The organism is Cupriavidus sp. GW823-FHT07A04 (assembly GCF_058794615.1).
The window spans coordinates 223,258-237,927 of the sequence record NZ_JBXAHA010000001.1; the positions used below are offsets into that span (position 1 = coordinate 223,258).

Annotated in this window: 12 protein-coding genes; 10 read left to right on the forward strand and 2 right to left on the reverse strand. The window is 65.1% G+C overall.

Going from position 1 to position 14,670, the window contains the following annotated elements; genetic code table 11:
• Window positions 1–45: 45 nt before the first annotated feature.
• Both AC1Q7Q_RS01035 and AC1Q7Q_RS01040 read right to left on the reverse strand, forming a co-directional pair.
• On the reverse strand, window positions 46–663 hold the full coding sequence (locus tag AC1Q7Q_RS01035) for a c-type cytochrome (protein WP_492374110.1): 618 nt from the start codon (window positions 661–663) through the stop codon (window positions 46–48).
• A gap of 18 nt (window positions 664–681) precedes the next feature.
• On the reverse strand, window positions 682–2,430 hold the full coding sequence (locus AC1Q7Q_RS01040) for a pyrroloquinoline quinone-dependent dehydrogenase (RefSeq protein WP_492374111.1): 1,749 nt from the start codon (window positions 2,428–2,430) through the stop codon (window positions 682–684).
• A 285-nt stretch (window positions 2,431–2,715) separates the two neighbouring features.
• On the opposite strand from AC1Q7Q_RS01040, the gene AC1Q7Q_RS01045 reads away from it, so the two are divergent.
• The 10 genes from AC1Q7Q_RS01045 (at window position 2,716) to AC1Q7Q_RS01090 (ending at window position 14,651) form a co-directional block, all read left to right on the forward strand.
• Entirely contained in the window at window positions 2,716–3,384 is a 669-nt protein-coding gene (locus AC1Q7Q_RS01045; RefSeq protein ID WP_492374112.1) for an ankyrin repeat domain-containing protein, read from the forward strand.
• A 162-nt stretch (window positions 3,385–3,546) separates the two neighbouring features.
• Window positions 3,547–3,927, forward strand: coding sequence for a response regulator transcription factor (locus tag AC1Q7Q_RS01050; RefSeq protein WP_492374113.1), 381 nt, complete (start codon window positions 3,547–3,549; stop codon window positions 3,925–3,927).
• Between the two features lie 163 nt (window positions 3,928–4,090).
• Entirely contained in the window at window positions 4,091–4,651 is a 561-nt protein-coding gene (locus AC1Q7Q_RS01055; RefSeq protein ID WP_492374114.1) for a lipid-binding SYLF domain-containing protein, read from the forward strand.
• 14 nt (window positions 4,652–4,665) lie between these two features.
• Complete coding sequence (locus tag AC1Q7Q_RS01060) at window positions 4,666–5,139, forward strand: glycine zipper domain-containing protein (protein WP_492374115.1); 474 nt, start codon at window positions 4,666–4,668, stop codon at window positions 5,137–5,139.
• A gap of 97 nt (window positions 5,140–5,236) precedes the next feature.
• Complete coding sequence (locus AC1Q7Q_RS01065) at window positions 5,237–6,445, forward strand: efflux RND transporter periplasmic adaptor subunit (protein WP_492374116.1); 1,209 nt, start codon at window positions 5,237–5,239, stop codon at window positions 6,443–6,445.
• Between the two features lie 13 nt (window positions 6,446–6,458).
• Window positions 6,459–9,695, forward strand: a complete 3,237-nt coding sequence (locus tag AC1Q7Q_RS01070; RefSeq protein WP_492374117.1) for an efflux RND transporter permease subunit — start codon at window positions 6,459–6,461, stop codon at window positions 9,693–9,695.
• Window position 9,696: 1 nt separating this feature from the next.
• Window positions 9,697–11,175 (forward strand): efflux transporter outer membrane subunit, encoded by a 1,479-nt coding sequence (locus AC1Q7Q_RS01075; RefSeq protein ID WP_492374118.1) that lies wholly within the window; start codon window positions 9,697–9,699, stop codon window positions 11,173–11,175.
• Entirely contained in the window at window positions 11,172–12,434 is a 1,263-nt protein-coding gene (locus tag AC1Q7Q_RS01080; RefSeq protein WP_492374119.1) for a paraquat-inducible protein A, read from the forward strand. Before AC1Q7Q_RS01075 ends, AC1Q7Q_RS01080 begins: the two co-directional genes overlap by 4 nt.
• Window positions 12,427–14,055, forward strand: coding sequence for a PqiB family protein (locus AC1Q7Q_RS01085; RefSeq protein ID WP_492374120.1), 1,629 nt, complete (start codon window positions 12,427–12,429; stop codon window positions 14,053–14,055). The genes AC1Q7Q_RS01080 and AC1Q7Q_RS01085 overlap by 8 nt, the downstream gene beginning before the upstream one ends.
• Entirely contained in the window at window positions 14,055–14,651 is a 597-nt protein-coding gene (locus AC1Q7Q_RS01090; RefSeq protein ID WP_492374121.1) for a PqiC family protein, read from the forward strand. Before AC1Q7Q_RS01085 ends, AC1Q7Q_RS01090 begins: the two co-directional genes overlap by 1 nt.
• Window positions 14,652–14,670: the final 19 nt, after the last annotated feature.

Here is a 14,670-nt window from a genome sequence, read left to right on the forward strand (position 1 = left end):
CCACGCAAGGGCGATGTCGTATGGCCCCCCAGCCTCCCAAAAACCCTACTGCAAATTAGCAATATAACTAGCAAGATTCTGAATATCCGCATCCGACAGCCCGCGAGCCACGCTAGTCATACTCCCCGCATCATTAGTCCGCTTGCGCGAGCGGAAGTCTTCGAGCTGCTTGACGATATACGCATACTGCTGCCCCGCCACACGGGGAATTTCATTCTGCCCGGTAAAGCCGCCGAGATGGCACATGGTGCAGAGCACTTCCTCGGCCTTCTTCCTGCCGGCTTCCACTTTTTGCCCGTCGGCCTTGAACTGCGAGGCGATGGGTTTTTGCGCGGCAAAATACTCGCCCAGGTCGAGCATGTCCTCGCGCGACAGCGGCGCCGCCATCGGCGTCATCATCGGGTCGCTGCGACGGCCTTCCTTGAAATCCTTTAGTTCCAGGTAGATGTAGCGTGCGGTTTGGCCGGCCAGCACCGGATAGAGTGGATTGCTGGCGTTGCCCATCGGGCCATGGCAGGCGACGCACGATTCGGCCTTGCGCCTGCCGGCGTCGGGATCGGCGTGCGCGCTGCTGGCGACGGCTGCCAGCAGCAGGCCCGCCAGAAGCGCCGGCCCCGGCAGCGCTAACCGCCGGGGCCGGGCCAGATAGGACAGGATACGCATCCCTATTGCCCTATTGCCCTACTGCACCGCGAACACCAGCACGCTGTTGCCGCGCTTGAAGTCCAGTTGCGTATTGCCGCCGGCCGCCACCGCGATGTACTGCTTGCCGCCGACCATGTAGGACACCGCTGGCGCATTCACGCCCGCGCCGCACTGGTACTCCCACAGCTTCTTGCCGGTGGCGGCGTCGAAGGCGCGGAACAGGCCGTTGCCTTCACCATTGAAGACCAGCCCGCCGGCTGTCGCGAGCACGCCGCCGATCAGCGGCTGGTCGGTCTTGTAGTCCCACACCACCTTGCCGGTATCGATGTTCACCGCGGAGAGCTTGCCCCACTGCGCCTCCGCAGGGATGGTCTTGAAGGCGCCGCCCAGCCAGAGCTTGCCGCCCGGGTAGGGCGAGGCTTCCACCTGGTAAGTCATCGGCTGGTGCAGGTTGGCGGCATAGGCCATCCGCGTCTTCGGGTTGAAGGCCATCGGCGACCATTCCACGCCGCCATTGGCGCCCGGCAGCATGCGTGCGCCATTGGCCGTGGGCAGGGTCCACATGTCTTCCTGCGGGATCATGGCTTGCGAGAAGCGGATAAGCCGGCCGTCGCGGCGGTCATGCACATAGACGTGGCCGGTCTTGCCGCCGTGGATCACGCCGGGAATCATCTGGCCGTTCTTGTCGCGCACGTCGACCAGGATCGGCGGGCTGGCGGCGTCCAGGTCCCATACGTCATGGGCGATGTACTGCGAGTGCCATTTGTAGGCACCGGTATCCAGGTCCACCGCGACCATCGAATCTGTATAGAGGTTGTCTCCGGGGCGGATGGCGCCATACAGGTCGGGCGACGGATTGCCGACCACGAAGATCGCCATCTTGTTCTTGCGGTCGATCGCCGGCGGCATCCACACGCCGCCGCCGAGCGCCTTGTAGAAATCGCCGCCCTTGTCCGCGAGCTGTTTCTTCTCGGCCGCGATGTCGCGCTTCATGTCGCGCCCGGTGGCATCCTTGGTGGCCCACACGCCTTCATGGCCCTTTTCGGGGATGGTGTAGAAGGTCCACAGCAGCTTGCCGTCGGTGGCGCTATACGCCTTGAGGAAGCCACGGATGCCGTACTCGCCGCCATTGGTGCCGATCAGGATCTTGTCGTCCACCACCACCGGCGCCATGGTTTCCGAGTAGCCCAGCTCGGGATCGGCGATCTGCGTTTCCCACAGCAGCTTGCCGGTCTTGGCGTCCAGCGCGACCAGCTTGGCGTCGAGCGTGCCCATGAAGAGGCGGTCTGCGCTGACTGCCACGCCGCGGTTGTTCGGGCCGCAGCAGAAGGTCGTGATCGGCCCCATCTTGTGCTTGTAGTGCCAGAACTCCTTGCCGGTCACGGCATCGATCGCATAGACGTGGTTATAGGACGTGGTCAGGAACATCACGCCGTTGACCACGATCGGCGCGGTCTCCATGGACTCGAGCACGGCGGTCTGGAACAGGAACGCGGGTTTCAGCTTTGCCACATTCTTGGTGTTGATCTGGCTGCCCGGGTAGTAGCGCGTCTGCACGTAGGAGCCATTCGAATGCACCCAGTCGTTAGCGTTGCTGCCGGCCGCGTCGAGCTGTGCCTGCGTCACCGGCGGGAGGGGCCGGGTCATGGCCGCGCCCGGGGTGGTCGCGCCGCCCTGGATTTCGTCCGCGCCGAAGGCTGCGGGAATGAGCGCGGCGGCCGCGGCGGCCAGTGCAAGCAACAGCAAGGGGAGGGTCACCCGGGCATGGCTGCGGGATGAGAGCATGGGAAGCTCCTTTTTTGAATTCTTCGTGCCCCGGCTTTCCCAGGGCGAAAGGGCGTGCTTGTCGCACACTGTGGCGGCCCGGGTCACAAGCAGTATAGGCAAGAGTGCAGGCAAAACAACCCGCATCGCGGCGCGCGTCAAACTGGTGTTCGCCGCGCTGCAGCATGCCTGTGGACGCTCCTTGAAATTGCGCGTCCTAACCTCCACACTTAGCTCCACACCTAGCCAGCAACGATGTCGCGATAAGGCTGGCAACGTAGTCAACGGCAGCGGCGGGGGACGGACATGAACGGACGCACTGGGTGGCGCGCGCGGCTTGCCGCTGCGTTGCTATGCGGCATCGGAACGCTGTGCCTGCCGGCCAGGGCCGATGACGACATCAGCCTCAATGCCCGCCTGCTCGCGGCCGCCCGGGCCGGCGACGCGGCGGCGGTGAGCGCGGCGCTGCAGCAGGGCGCGGCGGTGAATGCGCGCAACCGCATCGGCGATACGCCGCTGCTCACCGCGGCCAAACGCGGGCTGACCGAGATGGCGCGCACGCTGGTCGAGCATGGCGCCGACGTCAGCCAGGCCAACGTGCAGGGCGTGACGCCGCTGATGGCCGCGGCCTTCGGCGGCTTTGATGAGATTGTGGCGATGCTGCTGGCGCGCCATGCGGAGCTGGCCGCCACGGATCGCGTCGACAAGACCGCCATGATCTACGCGGCCGGCGAGGGTCATGCCGGCGTGGTGCGGCAACTGCTGGACGCTGGCGTGGACGTCAACACCCTCTACGCCAACGGGCTCACCGCGCTGATGTGGGCGGCCGGCTACGACAAGGTCGATACGGTGCGCCTGCTGCTGTCCAGAGGCGCCCGGCCCGAGCTGCGCGACAACCGCGGGCTGACCGCGCGGGAGATCGCCGATCAGGCTGGCGCGAAGACCGTGGCCGGCTTGTTGAGCGCGCAGCATTAAAGACCCGGATTGCGGCCGCCACGGTACACGCTGTTGCGGCGTCTCCCCCTCTCCCCCGCCTGTTAGACCAAAGTCCCATATCTGCAGTCAGGCAACTGTCATACGCTCAACCTAGCGTCGAATCAGGCTGGGTGCTGCGCTGCCTGTGTGGGGAATGTCGCCATGAGCAAAGTCAAGCCGTTCGTCGCAGTGGTGGATGACGACGAATCGGTGCGCCGTGCCATCAAACGGCTCCTGCGCTCTGTCGGCCTGTCAGCGGACACGTTCAAGAGCGGTGACGAGTTCCTGGACATGTTCGATTCCATACCGGCATATCGTCCGGACTGCATCGTGCTCGATATCCAGATGCCGGGCCTGAACGGGCTTGAGGTGCAACGCCGGCTTGCGGGCAGCGGCATTCCCGTGATCTTCATCACGGCACACGACGAGATCGGCACTCGCGAGCGGGCCTTGGCCGCTGGCGCGGCGGCCTATCTGCGCAAGCCGTTCGACGACGAGATTCTCATCCGGGTCGTGCGTGCGGCCATCCATCCACCTCCGTAGCGCGGCAGCCACCGCGGCGGTCTAGCGGCTATTGGACCAAGGTCCCATTGTTTTAGCCGGTCTCGGATATCACTATGGATCAGACCCCGGAAGAATGCTCGGTGGGCCTGCGCTTTACACAGCGTCGTCAGTGTCGTTAATTCTCATGCTTGGAGCACGCATCATGATCAAGACCCTTCGGTTCATCCTCGCGATTCCCCTGTTGCTGGTCGCGGTGGCCTGCTCTACCCAGCAGACTTCAACCGTAGGGAACAATCCACAGCTCGAAGCTAGTGCGCGCGGTGCACTGCAAAAGCTCAATGATACGAATCCCAAGACCAAGGATCTCCTGGCCCGGTCCAAGGGGGTTCTCGTCTTCCCCGACATCATGAAAGCGGGCCTTATCGTGGGCGCGCAAGGTGGCAACGGGGTGATGTTTGGCCCGGATGGCACGGTGCTGGGCTACTACAACGCCTCGGCGGTTTCGTATGGCCTGCAGGCAGGTGCCCAGACCTTTTCGGAGGCCATGTTCTTCATGACCGACTCGGCTCTCACCGATCTCAACGATCGTAACGGGTTGTCGGTCGGTGTCGGGCCGAGCGTTGTGGTGGTCGATGAAGGCATGGGAAAATCCCTGACCACCACCACGCTGAGTTCGGACGTCTACGCTTTCATCTACGGGCAGCAGGGGCTGATGGCCGGCCTGGGCGTGCAAGGCCAGAAGATCACCAAGCTCAGCCGCTGACCTGGCAGACGACCATGCAACGCACGCTGCGAATCGTAATTGGCCTGATGGTGTGCGCGCTGGCGTTAGCCGCCGGCGCGCAGCAACCCATCATCTATCCCGCCAAGGGGCAGAGCCCGCAGAAGCAGAGTTCGGACACCGCCGCGTGCCAGCAGTGGGCCAAGCAGACCACGGGCGTGGATCCGGTCGCCATCGCGCAGAGAGCCGGCCAGCCTGCAGCGCCGCCACAGCAAGGCGGACGCCTCAGGGGCGCGGCCGGTGGCGCAGCGGCCGGTGCGGCGATTGGCGCGATTGCCGGCGATGCAGGCAAGGGCGCCGCGATCGGCGCGGTCACCGGCACGGCGGCCGGCGGCGTGCGCCAGCGCCGCAAGAACGAGGCCGCGGCCGAGCAGCAGCAGGCGGGGCAGCAACAGGTCTCCCAGGAAATGGCGACATTCAATCGGGCGGTGGGGGCGTGCATGACCGGTCGCGGATACACCGTTCAGTAGAGAACGCAGCAGATGTAGAAGAAAGGCGCGGTCAGCTGGGGATCCAGACATGGCAACGAAACTGATTTCACCTCCGCGGATTGCAGCCGTCGGGCGTGTGCGCAGCCGCGCCTGGTTGCGGTTCGCGTTTGCCGGTGCAGCGTTGTTGCTGCTTGCCGCTTGCCACAAACCGGCGAACGAGTTGCCGCGCGCGACCACCGAGGTGACGGTCATGACCGTGTCGCAGCGCGACACGCCGGTCGACTTCGAATTTACCGCCCAGACGCAAAGCTCGCGCGAGGTCGAGATTCGCGCTCGCGTCGACGGCTTCCTGGAAAAGCGCGTCTATACCGAGGGGCAACTTGTGCATGCCGGGCAGGTGCTCTTCATGATGGACGCCGCGCCATTCGAAGCGGTGCTGCAGTCGGCCAAGGGCCAGCTTGCACAGCAGGAGGCCAGGCTCACCGTGACCAAGGCCAATCTTGCCCGCGTGATTCCGCTTGCCGCTCAGAACGCCCTCAGCCGGAAGGATCTTGACAACGCAACGGGCAACGAGAAGGAGGCGGAGGCCGCCGTGATCGCGGCCAAGGGCCAGGTCCGGACCGCCGAGCTTAACCTGAGCTACACCACGATCAAGTCCCCGCTCACCGGCTTGTCGAGCTTTGCGCGGCAGCAGGACGGCAGCTACGTGACCGCGGCGGCAACGGGCTTGCTGACCTACATCTACCAGCTTGACCCCATGTGGGTGAACTTCAGCATTTCCGAGAATGAGTTGCTGACATACCGGGGCCAGGTGGAGAAAGGCCAGTTGCGGTTTCCGGCGAACAACGATTTCGAGGTGGCTGTCGTGCTTGCCGACGGCAGCGTGTTCCCGGCTCGCGGGCATATCAACTTTACCAACCCCGCTTTCAACACACAGACCGGCACCTTCCTCGTGCGGGCCTCGTTCGCCAACCCGCAAGGCACCCTGCGCCCCGGACAGTTCGTGCGCGCGCGGGTTTCGGGCGCGGTGCGCCCGAATGCGGTCCTGGTGCCGCGCCGCGCGGTATTGCAGGGATCGAAGAGCCATTTCGTCTGGACCGTCGACAAGGATGCGAAAGGCCATCAGCGGGTGGTCGAAGTCGGAGAGTGGCACGGCGATGACTGGTTCATCACCGAGGGCCTGAAGCCCGGAGAGCGGATCGTCGTCGACGGCGCCATTCGCGTGGTTGCCGACACGCCGCTGAAGATAACCCAGGCGCCGGCCAAGAGTGCCGCCGCCGCTGAACCGCGCAGCGAAGAGCAGAGCCTCTCGCAGCGCCAGTCTGCCCCTGGCGCAACGAACTGACCGGGCAGGCCACATGAACATCTCCCACTTCTGCATCGAACGGCCGATCTTTGCGTCGGTCATCTCGATCGTGATCACGCTTGGCGGCGCGCTGGCGATGCTAAGCCTGCCCATCGCGCAGTATCCCGACATCACGCCACCGCAGATCACGATTTCGGCGACATACCCAGGCGCCACCGGCGACGTGGTTGCCAATAATGTCGCCGCGCCGATCGAGCAGCAGGTCAACGGCGCGGACAACATGATCTACATGAACTCGTCGAGTTCATCGACCGGCAACTTCACGCTCAATGTCTTCTTCCAGATCGGCACCAATCCGGAGCTGGCACAGGTCGATGTGCAGAACCGCGTGAACCTGGCGCTGCCGCAACTGCCGTCGTCGGTGCAGGCGCAGGGCATTCAGGTGCAGAAGAAATCTTCGGCGTTCATGATGGTCATCGCCATCTATTCGCCCACCGATCGCTACGATTCGACCTACATCGCCAACTACGCCAACATCTACGTGCTCGATGGGCTCAAGCGCGTGCCCGGAGCGAACCAGTCCAGCATCTTCGGCAACCCCGACTACGCCATGCGCATCTGGCTCAAGCCTGACCGCATGGCGCAGCTCGGCATCACGGCCTCCGACGTGCAGAAGGCCGTCGCCAACCAGAACCAGCAGTTCGCGGTCGGCAGCATCGGCCAGTCGCCAACCGGCGCGGCGGTGGAGCAATCCTTTGCCGTCACCACCACTGGCCGCCTGAGCGATCCGGCCGAGTTCGAGAACATCATCCTGCGCGCGGCAAACGGCGAGGCGGCGATCGTGCGCCTCAAGGACATCGGCCGTGCCGAACTCGGCCGCAAGGACTACTCGATCCGCAGCAAGTTCCAGGGCAAACCGGCAACGGTCATCGCCGTCTACCAGCAGCCGGGCGCCAATGCGCTCGATGTGTCCAGCCAGGTACGCAAGACGCTGGCGGAGATGAAGAAATCGTTTCCCGAAGGCCTTGAGTACAGCATCGCGATGGACACGACCGAGTTCACTCGCGCGTCGATCTCGGACGTTATCCATACGTTCTTCGAAGCCCTCGTGCTGGTCGTGATCGTGGTCTTTGTTTTCCTGCAGAGCCTGCGCGCCACGTTGATCCCGGTGCTGGCGGTGCCGGTGTCGATCGTCGGCACCTTCATGGGCATGCTCATGCTCGGATTCTCGATCAACATGCTGACGCTGTTCGGCATGGTGCTGGCCATCGGCATCGTGGTGGACGATGCCATTGTCGTGATCGAGAACGTCGAGCGAAACATGAACGTCCACAAGCTGAGCCCGAAGGACGCCGCCAAACGGGCCATGGACGAGGTCTCGGGGCCGGTGGTGGCGATCGTGCTGGTCATGTGCGCGGTGTTCGTGCCGGTTGCCTTCCTTGGCGGCATCACCGGGCAGCTGTACAAGCAGTTCGCCATCACCATTGCGATCTCGGTGGTGTTCTCCGGACTGGTCGCGCTCACGCTGTCGCCGGCGCTGGCGGCATTGTTGCTCAAGCCCGGGCACCACGAAAAGAAAGGCTTCTTCAAGTGGTTCGAAAATGCCTTTGCGCGGATGACCGCTGGCTATACGCGCATGGTGAAGCTGATCATCAAGCGCTTCGTGGTGGCGCTGCTGCTGTTCGCCGGCATGATCGTGCTCGCGGTGTTCATGATGCGCTCGATCCCGACCTCGTTCCTGCCGCCGGAGGACCAGGGCTATTTGCTCGGCGCGGTGATCATGCCGGACGCGGCGAGCCTGGATCGCACCGGGGCCGTGTCCCAGCACGTCACCGACTACTTCATGAAGCAGCCGGCCGTGAGCAGCGTCACGGTGGTCGATGGCTTCAGCTTGCTGGATAGCCAGAACAAGAACAACGCGGGAGCCTTCTTTATCGGCTTCAAGAGTTTCGACGAGCGCTATAAATTTGCCAACATCAAGACGCAGAACGCCCGTGCCGTGCTGATCGGCGCGTACGAGAACCTGTCCCAGGTCAAGGAGGGGATCATCCTGCCGGTCAATCCGCCGTCGATCCCGGGGCTCGGCACGACTGGCGGCACCGAGATGTGGATCCAGAGCAAGGGGGATGCCAGCATTCCCCAACTCGCAGGCGTGGTGAACGACTTCATGGCCAAGGCGAAGCAGCGGCCGGAACTCGCTCGCGTCACCTCGACCTTCAATGCGGCGTCCCAGCAACTGCTGGTCAGCGTGGACCGCGACAAGGCGGAGACCCTGGGCGTGCCGATCGAGGAGGTGTACAGCGCCATGCAGACCATGTTCGGCTCGCTGTACGTGTCGCAGTTCAACCGCTCGAGCCGGCTGTGGCAGGTCATCCTGCAAGCCGAGCCCTCGTACCGGCTCAAGCCCGGGGATCTGGATCAGATCTTCGTGCGCAGCAAGACCAACAGCATGGTCCCGCTCAAGGCCGTGATGAGCACCAGGTTCGTCACCGGTCCGGACCTGGTGACGCGCTTCAATAACTTCCCGGCGGTCAAGATTACCGCTAACGCCGCACCGGGCTACAGCTCCGGACAGGTTCTGTCCACGCTGGAATCGGTGGCTGACGAGGTGATGCCGCCCGACTACGGCGTGGGGTGGAGCGGCGAAGCCTATGAAGCCAGGCAGGCTGGCGGTACTTCGGGGCTGGTGTTCGTGTTCGGCCTGATCATGGTGTTCCTGATCCTCGCCGCGCAATATGAGAAGTGGAGCTTGCCGGTCGGTGTGCTGATGGCGGTGCCGTTCGCACTGTTTGGCGCGTTGCTGGCCATCTTGCTGCGCGGCCTCGAGAACGATGTCTATTTTCAGATCGGCCTGACGATGCTGGTCGCGCTGGCCGCCAAGAACGCCATCCTGATCTTTGAGTTCGCGGTGCTCAACCGCGAGGCGGGGGCGTCGGTCTACGATTCCGCCGTCACGGCGGCGGCCGAGCGGCTGCGCCCGATCGTGATGACCTCGCTGGCCTTCATCCTCGGCTGCGTGCCGCTGGCCATTGCGCTCGGCGCGTCGGCCAACAGCCGGCACTCGATCGGCACCGGCGTCATCGGCGGCATGCTCGGCGCGACGGCGATCGCGGTGTTCTTCATCCCGATGTTCTACTACGCGCTGGAGTCGATGTCGGAGCGCTCCGGCGGGGGCAAGAAGACCCCGGGCCCGCAGGGCGGTGCGCCCGGCGAGCCGCCGTCGGGCCCCACCGGCGCGGGCCCGGGTGCTCCGGCGGCTACGCCGTCTGCCAGGCACGAGGGCGAATGACATGCGAACTTCGGCGCTTTCGCTTATCGCCTTGCTGACGCTCGGCGGCTGCCTGCTCGGGCCGAGTTACCAGCGCCCGGCCGTTGACGCGCCACCTGCCTTCCGCTTTGCCGAGGCCGAAGCCAAGGATGTCGTCAATACGACGTGGTGGGTACAGTTCCAGGATCCCGTGCTCAACGACCTGATTACGATAGCGCTGGCCGAGAACAAGGACGTGAAGATTGCAGCGGCGCGCGTCGACCAGTTCCTCGGGCAGTTCCAGAGCACTCGCTCGCAGCTGTTCCCGCAAGTCTCGGCGCTCGCCAACGCACAGCGCGAGCGCGTGCCGGTCGGCTCCGCGCTATTGCCGCCCGGTGTCGGGCCGGTCATCAACCAGTACCAGGCGACACTCTCGGCCTCGTGGGAGCTCGATGTCTTCGGCAAGGTGCGCCGCCAGACGGAATCCGCGCGCGCGCGCTTGCTGGCGAGCGAGGAGGGCCGGCGTGCGACCATCCTGACGCTGGTGGCTGCCGTTGCGTCGTCGTATGTGAACCTGCTGTCGCTGGACCGGCAAATGGAAATTGCCAAGGCAACCGTGGCCAGCCGGGCAGATTCCGTGCACGTCTTCCAGCTGCGCTATAGCGGCGGGGAGGTGTCGCAGATGGAGCTGGCGCAGAGCCAGTCGGAGTACGAGTCCTCGCTCGCGACCATCCCGCAGATCGAACTCCAGATCGCGCAACAGGAGGACGCACTGTCGATCCTGCTGGGGCAGAATCCCCAGCCGATCCTGCGTGGCCGGGGACTGGACGACCTGGCCTTGCCCATGGTGCCGGCTGGCCTGCCATCCGAATTGCTCACGCGCCGCCCGGACCTGCGCCAGGCCGAGCAGGACCTGATCGCCGCCAACGCACTGATCGGCGCGGCGCGCGCGCTCTACTTCCCGTCGATCTCGCTGACCGGCGTGTTCGGCACGGCAAGCGGCCAGTTCTCGTCGCTCTTCACCGGCCCGGCCCGGCTGTGGTCATACGCCGGCGCGGTGACGGTGCCGATCTTCACCGCGGGTAATATCGGCGGACAGGTCAGGCAGGCCGAGGCGCAGCAGCAACAAGCGCTGTTCGCCTATCAAAAGGCGATTCAGGTCGCGTTCCAGGAGGTCGAGGACGCGCTGGTGTCGCTGCAGAAGACGCGCGAGAGGCTCGTCGTGCAGGGCCGCCAGGTCGAGGCGCTGCGAACCTACGCGCGGCTCGCGCGGCTGCGCTACGAGGGCGGATACACCAGCTACATTGAAGTGCTGGACGCCGAGCGTAGCCTGTTCAACGCGCAACTGAGCTATGCGCAGGCGCAGGGAACGGTGTTCGCCTCCAGCGTTGCGCTATACAAGGCGATGGGGGGCGGCTGGGTGATCGACGCTGAGCGCATGACCCCGGTGGCGTACGGTGACGGCGGCGCGCCCATACGGCAAGGGGAGTCCGTCTCCAGCTCCAGCCAGCCACGGCCATGACAACCGCGCGCCTGATCGCCTGCCACGAGTGCGACCTGTTGCAGCGCGAGGCGGCGCTGCCGCCCGGCGGCATTGCGCGTTGCCGGCGCTGTGGCGCGGAGCTCTACCGGAGCCGGCCGGAAAGCGTGGATCGCGCGCTTGCCTTCACGCTCGCGGCAATGGTGCTGTTCTGCGTCGCCAATGCGTACCCGGTGGTGGGGCTGTCGGTGAACGGGGACCTGGTCCAGAGCACGCTCCTCGGCGCGGTCCGGATACTGTACCGCGACGGCATGTGGCCGCTGGCCGGCCTCGTGTTCGTCACCACGCTCATGATGCCGCTGCTGCGGATGGCGGCGATGGTGTACCTGTTGCTGCCGCTGCGCCTGCAACGGCTCCCGCGCCGGCCCGACGTAGCGTTTCGCATCCTGGAGATGGCGGCGCCGTGGGGCATGACCGAGGTCCTGATCCTCGGCATGCTGGTGGCGCTGGTCAAGCTCGCCCATATCGCTACCGTGGTGCCCGGCGTCGCGCTGTGGGCGTTCGGCGGGGTGATGCTCTTGCTTGCCGCCGCCACCGCCGCGTTCGATCCTCGCGACCTGTGGGCGCGGATGGAGGCGGCATCGAGCGTGCATGGAGCGGGTGGTGTGACTACCGCGTCGGCTGCCACGGCGGCCCGGGCGGGGCTTCTCGTTTGCCACGGCTGCGGGATGCTGTCGAAACCGCCCCCGCACGCCCATGAAGGCAGCTGCCCGCGGTGCGGTGCGCACCTGCACTTTCGCAAGCCGGCCAGCATCGCGCGCACCTGGGCGTTCCTGATTGCCGCGATGATCCTTTACATTCCGGCCAATGCGTTGCCCGTGATGGACACAAGCTCGCTGTTTGGCGCGCAGCAGGACACGATCCTGAGCGGCGTGGTCTATCTCTGGACCTCGGACGCCAAGCTGTTGGCCGCCGTCGTGTTCATTGCCAGCATCGCCGTGCCGATGCTCAAGATCATCGCGCTGCTGTTTCTCGTCATCTCGGTCCAGTTCCACTCGCCGTGGCTGCTTGAGAGGAAGACGCGCATCTATCGGTTGGTGGAGCTGGTAGGGCGCTGGTCGATGCTCGACATCTACGTCATCACGCTCCTGGTGGCACTTGTGCAGTTCAGCGCGCTGGCGACGATCAAGGCCGGCCCGGCCGCGGTGGCGTTCGGCGCGGTGGTTGTGCTGACGATGTTCGCCGCGATGTCGTTCGATCCGCGCTTGATCTGGGACGCCACGGAGAAAGATCATGGTTGAGCCGCCCGAACGGCGCGACGAGCCGGGCTCGCCCAATTTCCCCGAGGCGGTGGTCAAGCCGCGCTCGCGCTGGCGCCTGCAGCTGGTCTGGCTGGTGCCGCTGGTTGCGGTGTTGATCGGCGGCTGGCTCGCGGTGCAGGCTGTCTTGCAGAAGGGCCCGACCATTACCATCAGTTTCAAGACGGGCGAGGGGATCGAGGCAGGCAAGACCAAGATCAAGTACAAGGACGTGGACATCGGCGTGGTCAAGAGCGTCGCGCTGTCCAAGGACCACGGCGGTGTGGTTGCGAGGGCCGAACTGGCCAAGGACGCCACCTCCTTGCTGGTCGACGACACTCGCTTCTGGGTGGTGCGGCCGCGCGTTTCCGGTGGCACCGTGTCCGGCCTCGGTACGCTGCTGTCCGGCTCGTTCATCGGCACGGATGTCGGCACGCAGGCCAACGCGCGGCGTGACTTCGTCGGCCTTGAGAACCCTCCCGCCGTCGCTAAGGACGTCCCCGGGCGGGAGTTCGTGCTCAAGAGCGAGGATATGGGCTCGCTCGATGTGGGCACGCCTGTTTTCTTCAGGCGCCTGCAGGTCGGCCAGATTACGGCTTACACCCTCGACGCGGATGGCAATGGGGTCACGCTGCGCGTCTTCATCAATGCACCCTACGACAAGTATGTGCGGGCCGACACGCGCTTCTGGCATGCCAGTGGCATCGATGTGTCGCTCGACACGAGTGGCGTGAAGGTCAATACGCAATCGATGGTCGCGATTCTGATCGGCGGCGTTGCGTTTCAATCGCCTCAGGATTCGGCGGACGGCCCGCCGGCCGAGGCCAACACTGAATTCGGTCTGTTCCACGACCGCGCGGAGGCGATGAAGCGTCATGACAGGTTTGCCGATACCTACGTGCTGATCTTCAAGGAGTCGGTGCGAGGGCTGGCGGTCGGTGCGCCAGTCGACTTCCGCGGCATCGTGGTGGGGGAGGTAACGGGGATCTACACGCGCTTCGACCGGGAGAAGAAAGAGTTCAGCATTCCGGTCGAGATACGAATCTATCCGGAGCGCTTCACCTCCCGCTATGAGTCGGGCACGAAGGGAGGCAGGCTGACGGACGAGCCTCATAAGCTGGCGCAGTTCCTGATCGAGCATGGTCTGCGCGGCCAGTTGAGAACCGGCAACCTGCTCACCGGGCAACTCTACGTTGCATTGGATTTCTTCCCGGCGGCGCCCAAGGCCAAGATGGACTGGGATGCCAAGCCGCCCGAGTTGCCGACCGTGCCCGGTGGCCTGCAATCGCTCCAGGACTCGGTGACGGCGCTGATTGCCAAGCTCAACAAGGTGCCGCTCGAGGGCATTGGCAATGATCTGCGCAAATCCCTGCAGCAAGCGGATGGGCTGCTCAAGACACTCAACACCGACGTGGCTCCGGAGGCGCGCGCCGCCATGGTCTCCGCGCGCGCGGCGCTAGAGTCAGCCAACAACGCGCTCGCGCCCGACTCCGCGCTGACGCAAAGCACGGCGGAGACAATGCGCGAGCTGTCGCGCACGGCGGCATCGCTCAGGGCGCTTGCGGACTACCTCGAGAGCCATCCCGAAGCGTTGCTTCGCGGCAAGACGGAGGACAAAAAGTGATGCGCCCCATTCGTTTAATGGCCGCGGCACTTGGGTTGGCGGTGCTTGGCGGTTGCGCGAGCTCGCCTCGGTCAACCTACTATACGTTGACACCCGCGCGGGCGCAGGAACGCGCGGACGCCGATGTCCCCGTGGCCATCGCGATCGGGCCGGTGGCGGTGCCGGAGATGGTCGACCGTCCGCAACTGGTACTGCGCGTTAGTGCGACCCAGGTCAGGCTTGACGAGTTCGCCCGCTGGGCGGAGCCGCTGAAGCGGCAGATCCCGGCCGTGCTCGGCGCAGACCTGGCCCAGTTCTTCCCGGGAGCGCTGGTGTCCAGCTATCCGCAGTGGGCCGATCCGGGGACGGCATACCTGGTGTCTGTCGACGTCCAGAGGTTCGACTCGGCCCCCGGCGATGCGGCCGTCATCTCGGTAGTGTGGTCCGTACGGCCGCCAAAGCAGGGGCCACTGGTGAGCGGGCGCAGCGACGAGCGGGAGCCCGCCGGCGCCGCAGGGTATGACGCCCTCGTCGACGCGCACAGCCGGGCGCTGGCGGCTGTCAGCCGCGACATTGCTGGCGCGATACGTGCGGCACGCACGGCACGTTCACAGTGACGGCGCAGCGCGGCTGGGG

Bases quoted from the DNA above. Each gene is read 5' to 3' on its own strand.
- AC1Q7Q_RS01045 (WP_492374112.1), top strand. From the start codon at position 2,716: ATGAACGGACGCACTGGGTGGCGCGCGCGGCTTGCCGCTGCGTTGCTA.
- AC1Q7Q_RS01055 (WP_492374114.1), top strand. From the start codon at position 4,091: ATGATCAAGACCCTTCGGTTCATCCTCGCGATTCCCCTGTTGCTGGTC.
- AC1Q7Q_RS01060 (WP_492374115.1), top strand. From the start codon at position 4,666: ATGCAACGCACGCTGCGAATCGTAATTGGCCTGATGGTGTGCGCGCTG.
- AC1Q7Q_RS01070 (WP_492374117.1), top strand. From the start codon at position 6,459: ATGAACATCTCCCACTTCTGCATCGAACGGCCGATCTTTGCGTCGGTC.
- AC1Q7Q_RS01085 (WP_492374120.1), top strand. From the start codon at position 12,427: ATGGTTGAGCCGCCCGAACGGCGCGACGAGCCGGGCTCGCCCAATTTC.
- AC1Q7Q_RS01050 (WP_492374113.1), top strand. From the start codon at position 3,547: ATGAGCAAAGTCAAGCCGTTCGTCGCAGTGGTGGATGACGACGAATCG.
- AC1Q7Q_RS01090 (WP_492374121.1), top strand. From the start codon at position 14,055: ATGCGCCCCATTCGTTTAATGGCCGCGGCACTTGGGTTGGCGGTGCTT.
- AC1Q7Q_RS01075 (WP_492374118.1), top strand. From the start codon at position 9,697: ATGCGAACTTCGGCGCTTTCGCTTATCGCCTTGCTGACGCTCGGCGGC.
- AC1Q7Q_RS01040 (WP_492374111.1), bottom strand. From the start codon at position 2,430: ATGCTCTCATCCCGCAGCCATGCCCGGGTGACCCTCCCCTTGCTGTTG.
- AC1Q7Q_RS01080 (WP_492374119.1), top strand. From the start codon at position 11,172: ATGACAACCGCGCGCCTGATCGCCTGCCACGAGTGCGACCTGTTGCAG.
- AC1Q7Q_RS01035 (WP_492374110.1), bottom strand. From the start codon at position 663: ATGCGTATCCTGTCCTATCTGGCCCGGCCCCGGCGGTTAGCGCTGCCG.